The sequence below is a fragment of the Parabacteroides sp. AF27-14 genome (assembly GCF_003635425.1).
GTDB lineage: Bacteria > Bacteroidota > Bacteroidia > Bacteroidales > Tannerellaceae > Parabacteroides > Parabacteroides distasonis.
On the sequence record NZ_QTLZ01000009.1, the window covers coordinates 82,093 to 101,425 of the forward strand.

The following is a 19,333-nucleotide window of genomic DNA, read 5'->3' on the forward strand; positions in this document are numbered from 1 at the left end:
GCTCACGAAAGAAAGTAGCGGGCGGATTTCTCCGCCCTGCCCTTTGTCCTTAGGCTGCAATCTCTTCGGGTTGCGGTTGTTCCTCGGGTTGCGTTACCTTGCGCTCCCTTGCCCGTTCCTGCACCAATAGGACGGCTTTCTTTTCCTCGATGCGCTGGTGACGCTTCTCGTACACCCCGTTGTACTCCCTTTCGATGTTGGCGAGTTCCTCCGGCATGTGCCTGCGTGCGAAGTCAAGCAAGAGGGTCGCCACGGTGTTGTTCCCGCACGCTCCCTTGAAGTTGGCTACAAGGAAGTCCCTGCGGATGATAGTCTTCATCCTCACGGTGAGGTTGCCGATAATCCCCATCTTGTCCTCGTCCGTGATATACTGCTTGTCTTCCGCAATCCCCACGGCTGCGAAGTGTTCCTTCCGGAGCGAGGAGAGAAGGAAGAAGTACAACATGGTATCTTCATCGGCACTGAACTTACCGCCCGTGATGTCGGCTTCGAGGATTTGCTTCTTGGTGTCCTCCACCGTGCGTTCGAGTGCGATTTCCTTGTTGCGCTCGTCCTGCTTCTCCAACTTCTCCACGGGTGAGAGCGGTGCGGGTGCGGGCGTTCCGTCCGCTGTCTGCGCTTCGGTCATGTTCTCCACGTAACAGAATGTAATCTCCTTCTGCCCGATTTTGGCATAGACGGTGATTTCCCCCGCTCCGCTCCTGCGGGTGACTTCCTCCTCCTGCTCCATGTAGTCCGCCCATTGCTGCTCGTAGCGGGTGCGGGCTTCCCCGTAGCGTTCGGGGTCGTTGAAATTTTCGGCTTTGGGTTCTTTCGGGCAGTTTGGAAAGGCGGTGTACCTGTCAAGGGTCTCCACCTCGTAGCCCGAAGCGGTTAGCCGTTCTACCACCGTCTCGTTGGCGGTGTAGCGGTCACGGCAGAGCGACACCTCCGGCTGGTTCCGCATGATTTGCACGGCTCGCTCCATGAGGAAAGAGGCGTTCATCTCGGCAAGGCACGTGCGGTTGGCGCAATGCCCGCACCCGCCATCACGGAACAATAGCAAGTTATTGGTGTTGTGTGCGCACGTGGCGCACTCGGTCTTGTCAAAGCGGTAGTATTGCAGGTCGGTGGTGAAGTTCTGTTCGATGCGCCTTGCGACATCGGCGGCTTTCAGTCCCCGCCAACTGTTGTACGTTCCCTCGTCCTGCAAATGTTTCTCGTACACCTCACGCTGAATGTCCTCCCCGTATCGGCAGATTTCAGCCGCCACGCTGATGGTGATTTCATCCGCATCCAAGAGGGCGGCGATTTCGGGGATAAGGGCGGTGAATTTCAGCCGTGTGCGGATGTAGTTCTCGTTCTTTCCGAAGAGTTGCGCCAAGGTCTGCACGGTGTGGCGTCCGCTCTCGATAAGCCGCTGATAGGCTGCGGCTTCCTCCACGGGTGTCACGTCCTTGCGCTGCAAGTTCTCGGTAATCGCCATTTCCTCGGCTTCCTCGTCCGACAACTCGGTTACGATTGCGGGAATTTCGTCCCTGCCCGCAATGACGGACGCACGGTAACGGCGTTCCCCGAAAACAATCCCGTAACGGTCTGTCCCGTCAACGGGTCGCACGGTGATGGGCTGCAACACGCCCTGCTGCTTGATGCTCTCGGCAAGCTCGTAAAGGCTCGTTTCATCGAAACGCTTGCGTGGGTTGAAACCGCTCGGCTGAATGTCTGCCAATGCTACCATCGTGATGTTTCTCTCTGCTGCTGATTGATTTGCTTTTGTCTTCATAATCTGTTATTTTTAAGTTGATTGTTTATTCTTGTTCTTTTTGATTTTTGACAAACCGTCCCGTTCGGGCAATCGGTTTCTTTGCTATCTTTCTTTCCCCGCTCCGGCTCACGAAAGAAAGTAGCGGGCGGAAAATCCGCCCTTGCGGGCTACCTGCGGTTATAGCACACGTTCGCGAACTTCTTCTTTTGCTCTACCGCCCGTTTGAGGGTGTAGAACGTACCGCCCACGGCTACCGCATCGTAATAGACCATCAGAAAAGCGGAGTTTTCCAAAAGGTAGTCGTTACGTCGTAGGAAACAGCCCTCGGTATATCCGTCCTGCAAGGTTACCACTTCATCGGCTTGCGCCAAAATGGTGTCGTAACGCCGCTTGTCGGCTTGGGTGTACCGCTCGGCTTGTCCCTTGAAGGGGACAACGCATTTCAAACGGATATGCGGGTATTCCTTTTTAAGGTTCAATACTTCCTCTGCTGCGATAAGGTCGAAGCCCTCGCACATTCCCGACAAAAAGGTGTCGTAGCCTTTTTTGATGCAATAACTCTCGATGGCTACAAATGTATCGAACGCCACCTCCCTGAAGAGTTTCTCACGGTCTGCCGTGAACTTGGCTATACGGTTGGTGCGGTGTCCCGAAAAGGCTACCGTCTTTTCCTTGGTAACGGGTGTTCCGTTTTCTGTCCATGTCCTTGTTTCCATATCGGTAAATTTTAGAGTATTAAAAGAATGATTATCAGTACGAACACGAAACCGACAAACAGACGCCACGCAAGGGCGAGAACAAGCCGTGCCACGAAGTAAAACAGAGCCACGACAAGCGACAAGGCGAAAAACCGCCCTGCGGTGGTGGTGAGGAAATAAACCACCGAAGCCCAAAGGATTAGGCGGTATATCCGTTTGTAAACAAATGCCGTTTTCATATTCTTGGGTCTTGTCGGGCGGATTGCTCCGCCCGTGGTTGTTTAATAGTTTCCTTTCGGGATATAGCGGTTATCAGCCAACAGCCGGAAAGTGTCGTAATCAGCCGTTCCCCGATAACTTAGGGACAGTTCAAAGGAGAGGTGTCCTTTCTCTATGTAGAAAGTGAAGCGCAAGCCGTTGCGGGTTATCGTCCCTTTCGCATAGTTTCTACGTTCCCAGCTTACGGGTTCGTTCTCGATACTTTTCAAGAAGTCGGCTACCTTTTTCGAGTTCTCCGCATTTTCCTGCTCCACCTGCCTGTATATCTGCGTGCAGTAGTTTATCCAATCGTTTATTTTCTTGGCGGTGAACACGCCGATATTGCACGGCTTTTCGTATTGGTTGCCCGCCCTTTCGATGTCGTAGCGGTTGACATACTCAAAATGCTCCATGTCGGTGGCTATCCTGTATTTGTTCTCTTTGTTTATCCTGTACACATGGAAACGGATGCCGTTGTACGTGAACTCTATGCGCACGCCGTAAAATGCGGGGTATTCACCGCTTACCACGTGGTAGCCGTATTCCGCTTGGGGTATGTACTTCCTTACCTCCTGCATGAGTGGAGACAGTTCTTTTTTTGCCTGTTCCACCTTCTCGGTAAACATAGCTTTTATGTTTAACCCGTTAAATTCCTTTTCCGATAATGTTTTCATCGTCTTATGTCTTTAGTGGGGCGGACTGCTCCGCCCGTTGGTTTATACTCTTGTTCCTTTGTTGTCCCGCTTAGGCTGCTGCGGGTTCGTTTATCGGTTCGGTTACCTTGTCGGCAATCATCTTCGCCGCCTTGTTCACGTCCCCCAATATCTCCACCAAAAAGGCGGGTTCTTCCTTTAGCTTGGTGAGCCAGTGTTTCAGATAGGCGGCGTTGTTCTCCTGCGGTGCGGTTGCGTAGCCGAAGAACGCACCGCAAAGGGCTGCGGTAAGTTCAGCGACAAGTTCCTCACGGGCATAGAGCGCATCCCCGAAGAAGCTGCCGAACGTGCGGTTCAGCCGTTGGGGGCTTCCCGTGCTGTGCGCCATCTCGTGCAGGAGCGTGCCGTAATATTCCGCTCCCTGCGGGAACTGCTCACGCTGCGGGCAAATGATATGGTCGGAAGAGGGCGAATAGTAGGCACTGTCCGAATACTGCACCTTGATGGGGCAATACCAATTTTGCAGATAGACAAGCTCGTCCAACGCCTCGTAAATCATCCCGTCCGAATAGTCTTCGGGTTGCTCCCCCTTTTTCATACGCTCGTAGCGTTCGGGCTGCTTTTCGGCAAAATCGGTCTGGTCGATGTTGAAGACATTGTAATACTTCATCTGCGGGATGACCTTGTAATTTTCCTGCTCGGTTGCGGGCAGCTTGCGGTATTCCTCGTACTTGATTGTCTTTTTCGTTTCCTTGTGTACCACGAACTTAAACCAATAATAGACGGGAAACGAGCGTGCGCCCTTGCAAACACTTAAATCCTCTTCCTTCGCTTGGTTGAACGTGAGGAACACGGGCAAAGTGAATTTCATGAACTCGGTGTAGAACAATAACATCAAGACATTTCCGCCGTTATAGAGCGTCCCTCTGATGTTGCGGGGCAAACCTTGTTCAAGGCTCGCAATCCACGGCTTTTGCCAATCCGTTTTCAAGCACTCGATTTTCTTGATTAACAAATCGGTGAACATCGGTGCAATCTTTTCGATGGTGCTGTTCGTTGTTGCCATAACTCACAAATTTTAATCGTTATTACTCTGTTTTCATCGCTTGTCGCCCCAACCAATTTTTTTCCCTTGGCTGATTGGGAAGAACATTGACCATCATTGATAGCGGAAAAGGTGAATTGCAACCATCTGAAAAAATGGTAAATACTACCCGCAGGGTGGAGATTTGGCATTTTTTGCGGATTTGCTTTCACCTCCGCCTACCTTCGTCAATGTTTTTCCAATCAGCTTAGGGAAAAAATGCCCTGTCAGTCTATTCCAGTCAATGGTAAGTTACTTGCCGGGTGCGGGAAGAAGAAGCCTTCCGGAGAGCCGGGAACGCCCGTTTCCCAAGGCAAGGAGATACGGGCGGGAGAAGTATATGGGAGCACGGTCAGGTTTCGGCTGCCGGACAAACGCCGGGGAACTCTTTCGGGCGGCACGGACGGATGTGTTCCGTTTGTCTTTCCGCCCCGATGTCCGGCTTCGGCCATGCAGCCTCACGGAATGGTCGGAAACGGACGCCGGGACGGGACAGCCCGTGCGCCAAGGTGCAAGCGCAAGACTGTGAAAGCCCTTTCACCCACGTTAGGGATTGCAGGGGAAAGCCCACAGCATAGCGAGGACTTGCAGCGGAAAGCCCGACCCGAAGGGGAACGCCCAAACAACCATCCGCAAAAACTGCTTTTGAGCATACCATAGAAAAAAGGAAGACCGAACGCTCCGAAGTTTCGTCCTTATGATATATATTTGTAATTGAGCGAAGATAATAGCGGAAAACGTAGATAATTACATGTCAGTGATTATGAATCAAAAAAAGGAAATATTAGAAAAATTGGCTTTCATAAGACGCCATAAAGAATTTGCATCTTTTGGAGTAAAGGAACAAGAGGTATCTTATAATCCTTGTCTATCTGAAGAAGATATTAAGGAGTTTGAGCATAAACATTGTATAACTCTTCCTGATGATTACAGAACTTTTATTTCTGAAATAGGAAATGGAGGTTTCGGACCGAGATATGGATTATTGCCTCTTGATAAAGCTATTGTTGATTTCAAATTAAGAGACAAACCTAATATTTCCTTGAATGAAAAATTCCCATATCAAGATAGTTGGAATGAAGAATGGATAACCTCCTTTAATTGGAACGAGGGATACCCGGAAACGGAAATTGTCAATGCGTATATTAGTACCGCACATATTGCAGGCTGTCTGCAAATAAGTCATTTCGGACATGGATGTACATTTCTATTGGTGGTGAATGGAAATGAAAAAGGACATATTTGGTTTGATGGACGAGCTGATTATAGTGGACTTGTACCGAAATTGAAAGATGGGCAAAGAATATCATTTATAGAATGGTATGTAACCTTTCTTGATATGGAAATTGAGAACATAAATGAATCACTAACACACAGCACTACCGCTTAAAGCGGAACGCTGTCGGACATTATCTGCCCAATAATATGAACTAAAAAAAGTGATATGGAAACTAAAGCGGAAGTCCTAAAATACATGTTTACAAGAATACAAGAGATGCTTCCTGTAAATGTGGTCAAAGCAAAAAAGAATAAAGACTACTTTACTTACATAGTGGAAAACGATTGTAGTATTGAGTTTTACTTTCAAACAACCCAAGGTGGATATGCCGGTAAAAACACTTTTTGTATGGGTGTATCAGCTAAAATAAAGAATCCATATTTATGTAGTCTTGTATTAGAACCATTAAATAAAAAAGACGCTGGTGGTAACATCATTGTTTGTTTTGATAATAATATTGATTGGTTTAAGCAGCATCTAATGGATATGGATTATTTTTTCGGGAATAAGAGTGACAAGACTCCTAACGTTGAGAGATTCTTAAACGATTTGAAAAAGGATTTTTTTCCGTATATCATACCTTTTGTCAAACAATATACAAAAATTATAGATTTTTACTCAAATTCGGGTCATATTCAACATATATATGCAGATAAACAGTTTAGCTTAGGAGTAATCTGTTCTCTCTTGTGCAACCATGAAGAGTTCATTGAAGAAACTTTGGTTCCATTAGCCAAAGCAAGTGAAGGAGGTTGGATATTTAGAGAATTTTTTAAGTGCACAAACTACGTTACCGATATAGTTGAGCCGATTAAGAAATATGTCGCAGAGAATAATATCCATTTTGAACAATGAGAAGAATAGAATGGGCAGATAAAAGCGGATTAATTGCTCTCGAAATGGTCGGTTATCCACCAAACATTATCCGTCAAAATAAAAAATAAAATGGAACTTGAATTTAACAATAAATCAGAATCAATTACAGCTAAGGATATAGCTGATGTTGAGCGGAAAAACAAATTTATTTTCCCGCAGGAAATCAAATCGTTCCTTCTTGCCAATAACGGAGGTCAACCAAATAAAACGATATACACTCAAAATAGTCAGGATTATGTGGTGGATTTCTTTCTGCCCATAAAGTCCACAGAATTTGAAGACTTGACGTATTCGGCAACAATAACTGATTTGAGTGATATAATCCCGAATACTGTAATACCATTTGCTATAGATCCATTCGGCAATTATTTCGTTTTTGACAAAACTGAAGGTAAAATCTATTTCTTGGAAATGGAAGAAGTAGCTCTTTCCTTATTGGCGAGTGATTTTGAATCGTTTATTTCATCATTAAAAAAGGAATGAGACGGATAACAAGCGGATCAATCTCATTTAATGATGATTATCCACCAGACATTAGCAACCCTGTAAATACAAATTATATGTTCATTGAAAAATTAAATCAATATACAGAAGAACAGATTATCGGATTAAAGAATGAAGATAATAAGTTGCGATTGTTGATAGAAGAACAACCTGACATAGAGAAATTGAAACTTCTAAAAGAAGCTATAATCAATGAAACGACAGAAGTAACATTGGTAATGCGTTCAAATAACAACAATCTGATTGCTTTCTCCTATTTTGAATGTATAAGTGACAATATAATAGGAGTTGAATCGTATAATTACACCGAGAATATTCTGAAAACAATTGAAGGAATTTCAATATTCAGAAATTTGAGGAGTATAGTTATTGATGCACTATATGATAATAAACTCTGTATTGACGAACTTGTTTCATTGGAGAAACTGGAAGAACTCTGTATGAGTTTTTATCCTATAACGAAATATCAATATCCTACATTGAACAAGCTGAACAGACTGAAACGATTAAAAATAAAAGGGTTAGATTCGAACATGTTGTCCTGCTTACCAAACTTGGAAACATTAACTTGTTTTAATTTAAAGGATGGGACACATTTAGGTATTAAGGCACCAAATTTAAGAAGCATAGATATATACCGTTCTCCGAAAATATTGAATCTTAATTTTTTATTGGACTTGAAAGAACTAAGATCTATTGGTTTAGAGGGACTTAGCAATGTTGAAGAAATGCCGGATTTAAGCAGCCTTCATTCTTTAACCGGTATGTCTCTTGCCAATATGAAACGGTTACAAAGTTTTCCTTTATATCACGAGAATTTAAAAAACTTACTCTTGCAATTGCCTTTTGATGTATTGGATAATATAATTCCTGAAAATCTTCCTAACCTCAAGCATATAAGTGTAAATTTGGGAAGTGATAAAAAAAACGGAATGGTATTAGATAGATTCAAGGGTATTTGTGAAGTTGGTATATGGTAAAAAAACAAGATTGCTGACAAACAGATGAAACATTTAAAGCGGAACGCTGCAAAACATTATAACCAATCATATCATGATAACGCTATATAAACAAATTGAAACAAAAGGTCTATACTACAAGGAAATGTGGTATGAAAATGCCGATAAGGTTCTAATTGAGCATTCTGGAAAAGTTGGATATGTTGGAACTATTGCGAAAACAAGTATGACAGAGAAAGAAGCAGCTATACGTTTACAGGATTTTAGTAATGTATGTGCGAGTGAAGGATATACAAAGTTGTCCGAAAATCAATTATGTACGATAGTAGTTCAATATCTATTGAAAAGCAAGGATGGGAACAAACGGGATAAATGGTTAAAAGACAAAGTTTCAGAGTATCTAAAAGAACATTTGGGCTGGCGAGGTATAGGTGTAGTCGAAAGTTTTGCAATAGATAACGGCAAATTGAATATTTATTGTATAGTCGTGGAGGAAGAACGGGCTGTATCCGCAATCAAATCATGCCTTAAAACATATCGGCTGGATTTGACACATGCGATTATCGCCGCCCGAAACTGGGATGATGAAGGCTTTAGGGTGAAATACTCTTATAAGCCTATTAATGATTTTTCGGTGATATGATTGATTATAACAAACAGCAAACCGACTGAATAAGCGGAAGGTTGCCGAACATTACGACTCTTTTCCGTAACTTTGAAACCTCTAATGAATATGGTTATGAATAGAAACATACTCACCTTTTTAAATGAATATGCGGAAATACCCGATCCGCAATATGCCATCATGTTGCGAGGTGCTTGGGGATGCGGCAAAACGTTTTTCATCCGCCAATGGATGGAGCAACTGAAAAGCAACAGAGATGCGGACAAGTTAAAATGGCAGCCTATTTATGTCTCTTTATACGGTTTGACCACTACCCAGCAAATCACAGAACAAATCAACAAGGAAATATCCCCGTGGCTGTACAGCAAGGGAATGAAACTTGCCAAGAATATATTAAAAGCCGCCTCGAAAATCGCTTTGAAATATGACATCGACAGTGACGGCAAGGATGAAGGAAGTGTAACCTGTGACTTGGACTCCATTTTGTTGTTGAAAGAAGAAAATTCAGAAATAAAAGGAAACAAGATTCTGATTTTTGACGACCTTGAAAGATGTGATATAAAACTGGAAACCTTGTTGGGATACATCAATTACTTTTCGGAACATTGTAAATGCAAGGTCATCATCATTGGCGATGAGAACAAGATTTCCGAAAAAGAGGGCGAAAAATCTAATTTGAAATTCAAGGATTTCAAGGAAAAGACCATCGGGCGCACTTTCGAGATTAAAGTGAATATAGAGGAGACACTCGATTTTTTCATTGGCGAAATATCCGCCAACAACAGAAACCTCTTGTCTGAGAACAAAGAGCTTATCATCAAGATATTCCACGCCTCTAAATTCGATAATTTAAGAGTCCTTCGGCAATGTCTGAACGATTACCACAGGATAATCATGGCTTTGCCGGAACATTATCATGAATCTCCCAAATACAAACTTATCATAACATCACTATTGGCAAATTTTGTCGCCGTTTACTGCGAGTATAAGGGTGGAAATACCGAAATTGCGAGCCTGTTCAACAGCCTGTACAATATGTTCCCAGATAAAGAGAAAAATGAGGAGCGTGAAAAAATCCTCTCCAAATACCATTTTATAGAGATAGGCAAGCGGTTGGATATTTTCAGTGATTTTATCGTCAATGAAATTGTCTGCTATCTGGAAAGCGGGTATTTTGACACAACCTATTTGCAGCAATACTTTGCAGCCGAAGACGCAAGTTTGAATAGTTGGGACTATCTGTATGATTATTGGAGACTGGATAACGAAGAATACGAGAAACATTACGAGGAAACGGTACGGTATTACTTTGCGGATAAAAGCGTTGATCTAAAAGAATTGTTTGTCATTATATCTATACTATCGGTTTTATATAGCGACAACCTTGTTCACGTATCCGAGGAAGACATCATTGCCCAAGGCAAGCACTCCATAGACAGGCTGATGGAAGGTATCAACGACATGGAGGGTTTGTTGAATTGTAGCTCAAAGGTACATGCGGGTACAAGAAGGAATCATTCTAATATTGGTTCAGATCGAATTTTGAATGTACTGGTTGCGTATTTTCAAAAACTATTCGAGCAAAGATTTGAGAAATGTCCTAATAAAGTGTCTGCCATGCTGGAAAATCTGACGGATGAAACTTGCGAACGCCTGAATCTGGCATTGAATGATGCAATCCCGGTCAAACAGCGTCTTTATAGGGATACTTCAATATTCCAAGAGGCTGATGCGGACAAGGTTTCAAAAAGTATTTTGGGATTGTCTAACGAATCACGCAACACCTTTCTGCATTTTTTGCAGTCTCGTTATAAATATACCTCCTATGGCACTGAAATAGAATACTTGAACGAATGCTGCCAATCGGATCTGCCCCAACTAAAATTAATCAATGAGAAATTAAAGACAGAAGCGGCAAACAGAAGATTGATAGAAAAGTATTCCATTGGGAAAATTACAGACCTGATAGATGAAATTACCGCAAAAGTGAAATAGCTATTCCCGTTCATCCTCGAAAGCGATGGTCTGACAAGGGATATGCCGATGATGAATTTCATTCCGTGTGACGGCACGGACGGACGTGTTCCGTTTGTCCTTCCGCCCCGATGTCCGGCTTCGGCCATGCAGCCTGCCGGAATGGTCGGAAACGGACGCCGGGACGGGACAGCCCGTGCGCCAAGGTGCAAGCGCAAGAAAGTGAAAACCCTTTCACCCACGTTAGGGATTGCAGGGGAAAGCCCACAGCATAGCGAGGACTTGCAACGGAAAGCCCGACCCGAAGGGGAACGCCCAAACAACCATCCGCAAAAACTGCTTTTAAGCATACCTTGAAAAAAGGAAGACCGAATATTCCGAAGTTTCGTCCTTATGATATATATTTGTAATTGAACGGAAAAAATAGCTGCATATCAAGGCTTGAAGCGAAGATTACAGCGAAAAAGCAAATCACTACCTATTTTTGAAAAGAATTGCATTTATGGAAAAATACAAAGTAGATTATAGTGAGTTTTCTTATTTTAAAGGCATAACGATAGATTTTGATTCTTTAGAAGAAGGTCTTGATTATGCCCAAAGACATAATATCAAAGATGTTTTAGTCCGCTCTGAAAAGAATGATATAAAAAGAGTTGTAAACTTTGATTTTCTAAATGGGCGGGATTTTATACAAACATTTCATTGGATCGTTTCTCTTTCTAAAAGGTCGAACATTACTGGATTATATCATCTTTCAAAACTGAAAGATTTCCGTTGGGGAGTAGATAATAATTTTGACTTGGATTTATCTCTTTTTCCAGTATTAGAGAAAGTCAATATCAGTTATGATGCAAAAATCAGTGGTTGGGAAATGCTGCATCAATTAAATTGGCTTCAGCTAAGCAAAGTTAGGACAGACAACCTTTCATTTTTAGAAAAGACCATTAGTTTACAGTATTTGCGTATTATCGGAGGTTCATTTACTTCGATCGAAGGTTTGGAAAAGTGTGTCAATCTAAAAACTCTTTTTCTACAAAGGTGTACGGCTCTCACAAACCTAAAACCAACAATCGCAAGTTTGTATAATTTAGAGAGATTGAATTTAGAAGCATGCCGAAAAGTCAGTGTAGAAGAACTCAAAGGCATTGCTGTCAGATATATATCAGTAATTTGAAAAACATTGGGAGCAAAAATGAAAATACCCATCACAATCCTGCTTTTAGCAAGCCTGTTTGCCGCAAGTTGCGGAGAGCCGCCCATGCCACCGAGCGACGAGGAAATGATACGCCACTTCGCCACGCACGAGGCGGCGTTCCGCAAGGTGTACGAAATCATGGCAGAGAGTTCAGAAGGCAGTTTCCACTACCCGCCGCTTTCTCCGGAAGAGGTCATTATACTTGATTCAACAGAGCAAAGCGATACATCCCATGAAACGAATGACGAAGAAGACCTCCCGGTATATGGGCTGCTGAAGCCAGACCGAATACAGCTCGATTCCTTGTTGTCAGAGATTGGATGCGGTCTTGTCCTTGTTGACCGCAGGGAATGGGAAACGGCGGATTCGGTATATGTGAGCCTCGTTATGCCGTACTATTCCCACGGCATCGTGGATGCGGGAACGTCCAAGAGTTTCATTTACGATCCCGGATTGGAAAGCCGCCGGAACATCCGTATCACCGAACACGGCGACCTGAACGAGATCTATCGCAGGACGTACAACGACACCACGCTGTACAAGCCCGTCAGGGAAGGCTGGTACATTGAGTTAGACCATTCACGATAACCTGCAAAGAGGGACGCATGAGGATATTCCAATACATGCGCCGATTCTTCCAGATGATGACAAGGATGCGTAAGGTCATCCATATCGTTTCTATGACCTGTCGGCATGAACAACGCAAGAACGGGCTGGTTCCGGTGGAATCCTACAAACGGGAAACAGACCGGAATCTCTGGATACGCAGCATAGGAACCCGTCATTCCACACGGTACAGCATCGTTCTTTTTACAGCTGGATGATGGTATTGCAGCCGCCCTTTGGACTTCCCGATCTGAATGACATTCCGGGGACACCAGTGTACGCAAGCATGGCAAGCCTCGCAACCGGTTCCCCACCGGGGCACTCCGTTTTTCAGCGTAATATTGTTCACGGGACATACACGTTCGCAGACACCACATCCCATACAACCATTTTCCAAGGAGAAGTTCAAGTGCGAGCGACTGAAAAAGGCATTGAACAGCCCTTTGTGCAACAGATCCGATAACCTGCAATACGGGAAAGGCTTTTTCCGTTTGCCTTTTTTCAAGTCGTCGATTATTCGTGAAGTGTAAAGCTCCGCCCGTTCCAGTATCTTCGTCCTCCTTACTGAAGATACCTCGTATTCCTTCAGGCAGTTCCCTACGGTGGGCAGGTTGTAGCCATAGTCCAGACGCACGCCTTTGCCGGACATGATTTTGTCCACAACGGACACCGCACAGCCCTTGTACGTGTAATATGTGCCTATGGAGAAATAGTACACGCCTTTCCTGAACGGATAACTTTCCAAGAACCGGCGGACAATGCCGGGCAGTCCGCCCATATATACGGGGAATATAAAACCTACGATTCGGGAGTCCGATGCGGTGATTCCAGTTGACGGTGTCATTCTGAACAGCCCGGCTCCTCCAAAAGCCGCCGCAATATCCTGCGACAATTTCAGGCTGTTGCCTGTGGCGGAGAAATAATAGATGGATATTTCTTTGTCGTTTGCCGTTTTGCTTTTATAGTCCATAACATTTATTTTTGCGACAGCAAAGTTAATAGGTCTCTTTAAAAAAAAGAAGAACTATCTTGGTTATCAGCAACTTACATTTAGGTTAGTTTTCCTGTATATCAATTTGTTGGATAAAAGAAAAATGAGAAAAAAGTTAGATTACGATTATTGTTCTGCTTCCCCTATACTGGAATGGCTGGGTGACAAATGGGCTTTAGTTGTCTTATTGAAGCTACATGAGAATGAAGTAATACGTTTCAATGAACTATACAAAACAATCCCCCCTATATCGGAAAAGATGCTATCTACTGTTTTGCGGTCATTGGTAACGGACGGATTGGTAAATAGAAAAATATATCCCACAGTTCCACCCAAAGTGGAATATTATGTATCTGAATTTGGAGAAACTTTAATCCCTTATTTAGAGCAGTTGAAACAATGGGGGCAAGAAAATTTTGAAACGATAATGGAAAATAGACGGAAAAATAAGTATTGAAATTTAGTGCAAGGTACAAGTATATATTTATATATAGCTTGCACCTTGCAATAACCTTAGAATGTTTATTTTCAACGATTTGCATAATCCAAAAATAATGCGGACATCTGAACCCAAGATGTTGGCAGACAGACACCGGACAACAGCAGACAGCTTTTAAGGACTAAAAGCGTGACGGATGCAAAGCCAAAATTCCAGAAAGTGCTGATATTTAGGAATAAATAACGCTTAATTTATAATCCAAGCGGCACGATGCCTGTTCTCCTGAATCGCCCGGATACAGCTGCCGGAATCGAGCCTGTACATGAAGCCCGCCAAGTTCCCGCTCTCGTACAAGCCCATGCCGATGGTCAGGCGGCTGTTGAAGTCGGTCTGGCTGACGATGTACCAGCCGCACCGGGCGAAATGCTCCTCGTAGCCGGAATGGGTCTCCAGCAGGAAATAGAACTTGCCGTCGTCCTCGAAACGGATGACGTACTCGCAGCGCAGGCGGCGTGCGATCTTGCCCAAGATGCGGCTCTCCTCCTCGATGACCGCAGGAGTGGCAAGGAAGGTGTATTGCGCGATAAAGACAGCCTCGTCCATAGTGATGATGTTTGGTCGGTTACAAATATGCGAAATGTCCGGCACACGGCAAGCGGAAGAGACGGGAAATATGCGGAAGGGCGTGCGGATATGTAGAGCTTCTCCCTGCTTTTCACCGCCCGGAACGTGACAAGGCTACAAACGTGAAGCAAAACGAGGACAAGCGGTACGGTTTTGATACACGGACATATACAGACCGGTATATTTGCAGGGAAGTATAACAATAAAAACGTATCGGGACAATGGAAATAGTAAGCATCGAGAGAAAGACCTTCGAGGAGATGAAGGAACGGTTCGGCAGCTTCTCGCAGCACGTGAGGGAGCTTTGCGCCCGCTACCGCCCGCCCGAAAAGATGAACTGGATGGACGGGGCGGACGTGTGCGAGAAACTGGGCATCAGCAAGCGGACGTTGCAGACCTACCGTGACCGGGGGCTGCTGCCGTACAGCCAGATCAACCACAAGATTTACTACCGGACGGAGGACGTGGAAGCGTTCGTGGAAGCCATGAGCCGGGAAATGACGGAGGACGAGTGAGATGGAAGTGATCACAAGGGACACGGAAGAGGTACGGGCGTACTTCGAGGCGTTGGAGGAAGGCATAAGGTACCTCGACACGGTAACGGCGCACTTCCGCCCGGCGATGAACGGCGAGGTCTATCTCACGGGCGAGGACGTGTGCAGGCTGCTGCACATCACGCCGAGGACGTTGCAGGACTACCGCACGCAACGGCTGATCCCGTACATATCGCTGCCGGGCAAGACGCTCTACCGCCAGTCGGATTTGCTGCGTATGCTGGAGGAGAACTACGTGGACATGCGCCCAAAGCGCAAACGGGGGAAAAGTCCAACATAAACGCACGGGGGTGTGCATCGGGAAATGCAGCGAAGGCAGGGACACCGCATCGGAAGTTCCTGCCTTTGCCGCATTTTGCGCCGGGGAAGGCATCAAGCCGTTTCCCGGAGGGAGCGGCGCACCCGCTTCCCGTCCTGTTTCCTGTCCTTCTTCTCCAGCACGCTCCGCTGCATGGCGGCGAGGTTGCCGGAGATCGCCCGGAAATCGGAGCTTACCATCCTGTTGGTCACCTCGGCGTAGATCTGGGTCGTGGAAATGTGCTTGTGCCCGAGTATCTTGGAAAGCGCCTCGATGGTGCCGCCGTTGCAGAGATAGACGGTCGTGGCGAAGGTGTGGCGGCTTAGGTGGAAGCCGATCTCCTTGTGGATGCCGCAGGCTTTGGCTATCTGTTTGAGGTGCCTGTTGCACACGCTGTTGCTGGGCATGGGAAACACGAGGTCGCCTCCGGCAAGCCCTTTGTAACGTTCTATCAGCTCCTTGGCAATCTCCATGAGGGGGACGTTGCTCGACACACGGGTCTTGGTGCGCCGGGTGATGATCCATTCCTCGCCGTCGAAGTCCATGCGCTGTATCTTGTCATGGGTGAGCGTCTTTATGTCAATGTAGCTAAGCCCGGTGAAACACCCGAAGAGGAACATGTCCCGCACGAGGCTGGTCTGTTTCTTGACGAACACGGCGTTAGCCAAGGTGCGCAGCTCCTCCTCCGTGAGATAGCCCCGGTCGGTCTCCTGCATCTCAAGGCTGTACTCGCCGAAGGGGTCGGTGCGGACGATGCCCCGCCGCCACGCCTTGTCGGTCAGGCTGAGCAGGGGCATGGTGTATATCCAGAGGGTGTTGGCGCTCAATCCCTTCTCCACCCGCAGGTACTTGTCGAAGTCGGCGATGATCTCCTTGGTCAGCTCTTTGTAAGCCATGTCGGTACGCTTCTTCTTCTCCCAAAGGAAGGTCTTGAAATGGTTGTAAACAGCCAGATACTTGTTGTAGGTGGACTTGGCTCGCTGCCCTTTCTCCACCATCGCCCCGAACTCCCGGTTCATGTTCCCGAAGTCTTTCAGTATGCAGTTCTCCATCACGCCGACACCGAGGAAGGCGTTGCGCAGCTTCTCGGCGGTGACGAAATCCTCTTCCCGGAGGATGCGGTGGTAGTGGTTGGTGAGCCGGGCGGAAACCTCCTTCAGTTGCCCGTTTATCTCGTTTGCCTCGGCGGACTTGCCTTTCGCCTTGCCGTTCTCCCAGAGGTCGGGAGTGACGAACAGCTTGGTTCCCACTGCCTTGTCATCCCCGTCAACGGAGATTTTCACCATGATGGGGGCTTTCCCGTCCCGGTTTCTCACTGCGGATCTCTTGATGTAGAACGAGGTCGCAAACGTACTTCTCTTTGTTTCCATAACTCTAAAATTTTCGTTTCTAAAGGTAGTTACTTATTTCTTACCAAGAGCTATGCAAAACAAGGCAAAGCGATGAAACAGAACTTGTTATGCCGTATATACCCCGTTTCGGAACCGGTAGCTGTTTAGTAGTCGAACTTTGTCCGAAAGGGGTGTTTTCAGGCATTTTATGCCGAAGTCCGTTTCCACCCGCTCTGCATACAAGATGCTGACCTGCATTTATTTATGTAGAACTTTGCTTTTCTTTGCGCCTTATGCCGATTTTTTTTTGATAAACCCTCTTTTTGCATAAATATAATGAGAACGGATATATATGAAAACGACATTAGGCATAGAGTTCGAGCCTTTTTTTCCTCAGATAAGTCATCGTGCCAAGATCGGCTGCGCAAAGTATGATTTGTCTACTGGGGAAGGAGTGGCGATGGAACAATGGTATCTGAATATGGGTGAAGTTCCGGGAACTCCATTGAGCCAGATAGTAGGCATATATTCCAATGTCAAGCCAGAAGACCGTGAATGCTTGAAAACTTCCTTGAGCCGACTTGTCCACGGAGAAACTGATCATGATCAAGGGGAAGTCCGGGTCAGGGATGGCGAGGGATGGAAATGGGTTCGTCTGGATATAATGGAGGCGGGTCTGGAGAAATCAAGCCCCATCCTATTACTGATGAATTATGATATATCTGAACTGAAAGCGATGGAAGAACGAATGCTGAAGGCCGAGAAATCAGAGCGTTTGAAATCCTCCTTTTTGGCAAACATCAGCCATGAGATCCGCATGCCATTAAACGCTATTGTCGGATTCTCTTCTCTTTTAGGGGATGAAGAGGATGGTGAGCTAAGACAAGAGTATATTAATCTTATTCAGACCAATAATGAGTTATTATTGGGTATCGTTAATGATGTATTGGATCTGGCTAAGCTCGAGTCTGGTACCATGACCTTTGATTTCATGGAATTTGATCTAAGACAACTTATTGTAGAAACGGTAGCATCTTTCCAGATCAAAGTACCGAGAGGGGTAGCTTTGACCTATCCGGAATCTTTGGATTCCTTTTTATTACGCTCCGACCGTATCCGTTTGAAACAAGTTCTTGGCAATTTTATAACAAACGCAATTAAGTACACCTCTATAGGTAGCATCATCTTGTCATATCAAGCCATGGAGAACGAGGTTCTTTTGTCCGTGACCGATACGGGGGAAGGAATGTCGGAGGAAATAAAACTTCATGTGTTCGATCGTTTTTATAAAGGACGAAACCAAAAGCAAGGCATAGGGCTTGGACTTTCTATCTGCCAAAATATAATTGAAAGGCTGGGAGGGCGTATCGGTGTCTCTTCTGAGCAGGGAAAAGGCTCTTGTTTTTGGTGCACTTTACCAATCTTTCCCCCAAAAGATACCTATTAAATAAAGAAAATACCGTATATTTGTTTTTGAAAGAGAAACGAAAAAACAATTTCTACGTATGGAGCGGTATTTAATTATAAAAACAAGGGATGAGTTGTTGCGCATTAAGATTGGTCAGATCCTTTATTTTGAAGCAGACAGGAACTATACGAAACTATTGTTGTCAAATGGCATCCAATTTACCTTCGCTATAAATATCGGAAAAATAGAAGAGATCTTAGAGAAGCAGGTCGCTGGTTGTAACAAGATATTAATGCGTGTCGGAAAAAGTCATATCATAAATAAAAATCATATCTTACAAATAAATCTCCCTAAGCAGCGTTTATTATTATTGACGGAAGAGGGTAAGCCTAAAGAGTTGGTAATATCCAAGGATCCGTTGAAAGTGCTGAAAGATAATCTTGAGAAGGAGATGGGAAAGCCTCAAGAGGAAGAGGAAAAGGAATAAGACTATGATTATAAAGATAGGAAAAGCAAAAGACAATGATTTTATTGCAAACGATCCTCATGTAAGCCGCCATCATGCCCGTCTGATACGTGAGGATGGTGGCAACTTATTATTGGAGGATACGGGATCTACTAACGGTACGTTCGTGAATGGAGCCCAGATCGTAAAGAAACGTGTTACTCCTACGGATCATATTCGCTTGGGGGATAGCTATGTCTTAAATCTTTCCGAGGTGCTTAAATACAATAATGATTATAGCGATGAATTTGCCGCATTGAAAAAAGTCTACGATGATTATATTCAAGCAAAAGTTAAGATTCAATCCTCTAATCAGTTTAAGACCAGATTATTTCAATCCTTACCATTTGCTTTGCCCGGAATAGTGGGGGTCGTGATAGGCTTCTTAGGGAAAGGTAGCCCGGAACTATTCGGCATCAGCCTCCTGATAACGATTTGTGCCCCTACGGTAGGAATCTATCTAGGAGCCAAGCAGTCGGCCAAGATTCCCCAGCAATTGCAGGATATCGCCAATCAATTTAAGATAGACTATGTTTGTCCGAAATGTGGGACATTCTTAGGTGAGATCCCTTGGGAATCATTGAAAAACCGAAAGCAATGCCCAGTTTCTTCCTGTAAGGCCAAATGGGTGAGAGAATGAGCCTTTTCTTTTCGTATAGTAAAACAGCCTCTTTTGTACATGAAACCCAAATGTTTGATTATAAGAGAGAATAACAAGTTTATTAATC

At 45.0% G+C, this 19,333-nt stretch carries 25 protein-coding genes; 17 read left to right on the top strand and 8 right to left on the bottom strand.

Translation table 11 applies throughout. From position 1 onward, the window contains the following. Positions 1 to 49: 49 nt before the first annotated feature. The 5 genes from DWY79_RS11310 to DWY79_RS11330 all read right to left on the bottom strand — a co-directional run bounded on the left by DWY79_RS11310 (position 50) and on the right by DWY79_RS11330 (position 4,419). The gene (locus tag DWY79_RS11310; RefSeq protein WP_117913022.1) at positions 50 to 1,762 is read right to left on the bottom strand and encodes a ParB/RepB/Spo0J family partition protein; all 1,713 of its coding nucleotides are present in this window, start codon (positions 1,760 to 1,762) and stop codon (positions 50 to 52) included. A gap of 149 nt (positions 1,763 to 1,911) precedes the next feature. Beyond that, positions 1,912 to 2,460 (bottom strand): SLOG family protein, encoded by a 549-nt coding sequence (locus tag DWY79_RS11315; protein WP_032581444.1) that lies wholly within the window; start codon positions 2,458 to 2,460, stop codon positions 1,912 to 1,914. A gap of 11 nt (positions 2,461 to 2,471) precedes the next feature. Beyond that, the gene (locus tag DWY79_RS11320) at positions 2,472 to 2,681 is read right to left on the bottom strand and encodes a hypothetical protein (protein WP_009017693.1); all 210 of its coding nucleotides are present in this window, start codon (positions 2,679 to 2,681) and stop codon (positions 2,472 to 2,474) included. A gap of 42 nt (positions 2,682 to 2,723) precedes the next feature. After that, a complete protein-coding gene (locus tag DWY79_RS11325) occupies positions 2,724 to 3,374 on the bottom strand; it encodes a hypothetical protein (protein WP_117913024.1) in 651 nt (216 codons plus the stop codon). Between the two features lie 70 nt (positions 3,375 to 3,444). Then, positions 3,445 to 4,419 carry an ArdC family protein gene (locus DWY79_RS11330; RefSeq protein WP_117971476.1) on the bottom strand — a complete coding sequence of 325 codons (975 nt, stop codon included), beginning with the start codon at positions 4,417 to 4,419 and terminating at the stop codon, positions 3,445 to 3,447. A 237-nt stretch (positions 4,420 to 4,656) separates the two neighbouring features. Here DWY79_RS11330 and DWY79_RS11335 point away from each other — a divergent pair, with 237 nt between their 5' ends. From DWY79_RS11335 to DWY79_RS23045, 11 genes are all read left to right on the top strand, one after another. After that, entirely contained in the window at positions 4,657 to 5,097 is a 441-nt protein-coding gene (locus tag DWY79_RS11335) for a hypothetical protein (protein WP_117913028.1), read from the top strand. 91 nt (positions 5,098 to 5,188) lie between these two features. Further along, the gene (locus DWY79_RS11340) at positions 5,189 to 5,827 is read left to right on the top strand and encodes an SMI1/KNR4 family protein (protein ID WP_118337479.1); all 639 of its coding nucleotides are present in this window, start codon (positions 5,189 to 5,191) and stop codon (positions 5,825 to 5,827) included. A 54-nt stretch (positions 5,828 to 5,881) separates the two neighbouring features. Next, positions 5,882 to 6,571 (top strand): hypothetical protein, encoded by a 690-nt coding sequence (locus DWY79_RS11345; protein WP_008620113.1) that lies wholly within the window; start codon positions 5,882 to 5,884, stop codon positions 6,569 to 6,571. Positions 6,572 to 6,661: 90 nt separating this feature from the next. Further along, entirely contained in the window at positions 6,662 to 7,075 is a 414-nt protein-coding gene (locus DWY79_RS11350; RefSeq protein WP_117971479.1) for an SMI1/KNR4 family protein, read from the top strand. After that, entirely contained in the window at positions 7,072 to 8,076 is a 1,005-nt protein-coding gene (locus tag DWY79_RS11355; protein ID WP_117971482.1) for a hypothetical protein, read from the top strand. The genes DWY79_RS11350 and DWY79_RS11355 overlap by 4 nt, the downstream gene beginning before the upstream one ends. Positions 8,077 to 8,149: 73 nt before the next feature. Further along, positions 8,150 to 8,698, top strand: coding sequence for a hypothetical protein (locus tag DWY79_RS11360; RefSeq protein WP_009041193.1), 549 nt, complete (start codon positions 8,150 to 8,152; stop codon positions 8,696 to 8,698). 96 nt (positions 8,699 to 8,794) lie between these two features. Then, positions 8,795 to 10,675 carry a P-loop NTPase fold protein gene (locus DWY79_RS11365; RefSeq protein WP_117913041.1) on the top strand — a complete coding sequence of 627 codons (1,881 nt, stop codon included), beginning with the start codon at positions 8,795 to 8,797 and terminating at the stop codon, positions 10,673 to 10,675. A 48-nt stretch (positions 10,676 to 10,723) separates the two neighbouring features. Next, entirely contained in the window at positions 10,724 to 11,011 is a 288-nt protein-coding gene (locus DWY79_RS11370; protein ID WP_229128764.1) for a hypothetical protein, read from the top strand. Between the two features lie 145 nt (positions 11,012 to 11,156). Beyond that, on the top strand, positions 11,157 to 11,828 hold the full coding sequence (locus tag DWY79_RS11375; RefSeq protein WP_117899965.1) for a hypothetical protein: 672 nt from the start codon (positions 11,157 to 11,159) through the stop codon (positions 11,826 to 11,828). Between the two features lie 18 nt (positions 11,829 to 11,846). After that, entirely contained in the window at positions 11,847 to 12,437 is a 591-nt protein-coding gene (locus DWY79_RS11380) for a DUF4948 family protein (protein ID WP_117971491.1), read from the top strand. 17 nt (positions 12,438 to 12,454) lie between these two features. Next, entirely contained in the window at positions 12,455 to 12,673 is a 219-nt protein-coding gene (locus DWY79_RS23045; protein ID WP_173023019.1) for a hypothetical protein, read from the top strand. Here DWY79_RS23045 and DWY79_RS11390 read toward each other — a convergent pair. Beyond that, complete coding sequence (locus DWY79_RS11390; RefSeq protein ID WP_117543797.1) at positions 12,631 to 13,425, bottom strand: EFR1 family ferrodoxin; 795 nt, start codon at positions 13,423 to 13,425, stop codon at positions 12,631 to 12,633. The genes DWY79_RS23045 and DWY79_RS11390 overlap by 43 nt on opposite strands. A 124-nt stretch (positions 13,426 to 13,549) precedes the next feature. Here DWY79_RS11390 and DWY79_RS11395 point away from each other — a divergent pair, with 124 nt between their 5' ends. Next, positions 13,550 to 13,903 (top strand): helix-turn-helix domain-containing protein, encoded by a 354-nt coding sequence (locus DWY79_RS11395; RefSeq protein WP_117543795.1) that lies wholly within the window; start codon positions 13,550 to 13,552, stop codon positions 13,901 to 13,903. A 228-nt stretch (positions 13,904 to 14,131) separates the two neighbouring features. On the opposite strand, the gene DWY79_RS22760 is transcribed toward DWY79_RS11395, so the two are convergent. Further along, complete coding sequence (locus DWY79_RS22760; protein WP_181983649.1) at positions 14,132 to 14,488, bottom strand: hypothetical protein; 357 nt, start codon at positions 14,486 to 14,488, stop codon at positions 14,132 to 14,134. Between the two features lie 242 nt (positions 14,489 to 14,730). Here DWY79_RS22760 and DWY79_RS11410 point away from each other — a divergent pair, with 242 nt between their 5' ends. Together DWY79_RS11410 and DWY79_RS11415 are read left to right on the top strand one after the other, a co-directional pair. Continuing rightward, positions 14,731 to 15,024, top strand: coding sequence for a helix-turn-helix domain-containing protein (locus DWY79_RS11410; RefSeq protein ID WP_008629224.1), 294 nt, complete (start codon positions 14,731 to 14,733; stop codon positions 15,022 to 15,024). A 1-nt stretch (position 15,025) separates the two neighbouring features. Next, on the top strand, positions 15,026 to 15,343 hold the full coding sequence (locus DWY79_RS11415) for a helix-turn-helix domain-containing protein (RefSeq protein ID WP_117899962.1): 318 nt from the start codon (positions 15,026 to 15,028) through the stop codon (positions 15,341 to 15,343). A 92-nt stretch (positions 15,344 to 15,435) separates the two neighbouring features. Here DWY79_RS11415 and DWY79_RS11420 read toward each other — a convergent pair whose 3' ends face one another. Beyond that, on the bottom strand, positions 15,436 to 16,731 hold the full coding sequence (locus tag DWY79_RS11420) for a site-specific integrase (RefSeq protein ID WP_117913039.1): 1,296 nt from the start codon (positions 16,729 to 16,731) through the stop codon (positions 15,436 to 15,438). Between the two features lie 313 nt (positions 16,732 to 17,044). Here DWY79_RS11420 and DWY79_RS11425 point away from each other — a divergent pair, with 313 nt between their 5' ends. The 3 genes from DWY79_RS11425 to DWY79_RS11435 are packed head-to-tail and all read left to right on the top strand — an operon-like array spanning position 17,045 to position 19,245. Continuing rightward, the gene (locus DWY79_RS11425) at positions 17,045 to 18,139 is read left to right on the top strand and encodes a HAMP domain-containing sensor histidine kinase (protein ID WP_005862364.1); all 1,095 of its coding nucleotides are present in this window, start codon (positions 17,045 to 17,047) and stop codon (positions 18,137 to 18,139) included. A gap of 58 nt (positions 18,140 to 18,197) precedes the next feature. Continuing rightward, the gene (locus DWY79_RS11430; protein WP_005857058.1) at positions 18,198 to 18,587 is read left to right on the top strand and encodes a LytTR family DNA-binding domain-containing protein; all 390 of its coding nucleotides are present in this window, start codon (positions 18,198 to 18,200) and stop codon (positions 18,585 to 18,587) included. Positions 18,588 to 18,591: 4 nt separating this feature from the next. After that, positions 18,592 to 19,245: an FHA domain-containing protein gene (locus tag DWY79_RS11435; RefSeq protein WP_005857056.1), complete on the top strand. Its 654-nt coding sequence runs from the start codon at positions 18,592 to 18,594 to the stop codon at positions 19,243 to 19,245. Positions 19,246 to 19,333: the final 88 nt, after the last annotated feature.